The sequence below is a fragment of the Halomonas sp. 707D4 genome, assembly GCF_024158685.1.
Lineage (GTDB): Bacteria > Pseudomonadota > Gammaproteobacteria > Pseudomonadales > Halomonadaceae > Vreelandella.
Map to the genome: position 1 here is coordinate 1 of NZ_JAMZBD010000697.1, position 1,213 is coordinate 1,213.

2 protein-coding genes are annotated in these 1,213 nt (G+C 69.3%); both read right to left on the minus strand.

The window, feature by feature from the left end:
• Positions 1 to 393: transglutaminase N-terminal domain-containing protein (locus tag BIS11_RS17990; protein ID WP_301286516.1), on the minus strand; the 393-nt coding region annotated here is incomplete at its 3' end.
• Positions 390 to 1,213 (minus strand): alpha-E domain-containing protein (locus tag BIS11_RS17995; RefSeq protein ID WP_253586783.1); only part of this gene is annotated, 824 nt, incomplete at its 5' end. The genes BIS11_RS17990 and BIS11_RS17995, both read right to left, overlap by 4 nt.

The window sequence follows — 1,213 nt, forward strand, 5'->3', positions numbered from 1 at the left end:
GGCGAAGGCGGCGAGCTCGTCGCTGCGGCGGATGAACGGCGAGTCGAGGCGGTAGAGCTGGGTCTCGAAGCGTGAATCCGCCTCCAGCTGGGCGGCGATGCGCTCCCAGGCCACCGAGCGCTCCGGCAGCGCATCCAGCGCTCGGGTATTGAGCGGGGTGGTCACGGTCACGTCGAGAGTGCGATGCACCTGCTCGAGCGCGAAGTAGAGCACCCGGTTGCCGAACACGTCGCGCCGCTCCGCCTGGTGCTGGGGCAGCGGGGCGATCGACAGGCTCGAGGCGCCGCACTCCTGGTGCGGGGTCTTGCGCGGCAGCACCCGGGCTTCGCTGTGGCACAGCGTGACCGGCGCGGCGTAGTGGTAGCGCGTGGTGTGGCGAAGGGTGTATTTCATTCGTCGGGCTCCATGCTGACGAGCTGGCGCGGGCGCTCCACGTGGCTGAAGTGGCTCTGGCCGATGGCCTCCGACAGCGCCCCGAGCGGGGTGATCAGCGCATCGAGCAGCTGGATGAGCGCGTCATCCGCCTCCTGCGTGTCATTGAGTTGGCTCAGGCGCTCGATGTCCGCCAGATGCAGCGCCGCACTCGCCTGGATCAACAGCCGGCGCTCGGCGTTGCGGTAGGGCGTGTTGCTGCCGGGCAGGCGCTCCACCTGCTGATTGATCCGACGCAGCAGGTAGCCCACCGAGCGCGGATTGGTCTCGTCGAACAGTAAAAGGTCGATGATCGCCGCCGGGTGGAGCTCGCTGCGGTAGCGCCGCCGGTAGGCGGTAAAATTGTCGGTGGTGGCCAGCACCACTTCCCATAGAGCGGCGCGGCGTTCGAACCGGGCGCTCAGGGTGAGCTTGAGCAGCGCCAGAAGCCCCAGGGTGCGATCGAGCAGGCGGCCGATCTCCATGAAGCGCCAGCCGTAGTGGTGGGGCATGGTCTCGTTGCACAGCCCGAAGAACGCCGCGAGCTGGGCGAAGACCGTCTCGCAGGCGCGCCGCGCGCCGCCGGGGGCGAGCGCGGGCGACAGCATGTCGAACTGCTGGCGCAGCTGGTGAACCAGCCGCCAGGAGTCGTCGCCCAAGTGATCGCGCACGCTGCGGGCGTTGCGCAGCAGCTGGGCGAACAGCGGCTGCAGCGCCTGGGGGTCGGTGGCGTCGAACTGGGCAAGCAGCGCGCAGCGCTTGGCGTCGAAGCCGGTCGGCAGCGTCCTGCCCTTGGGCGTTT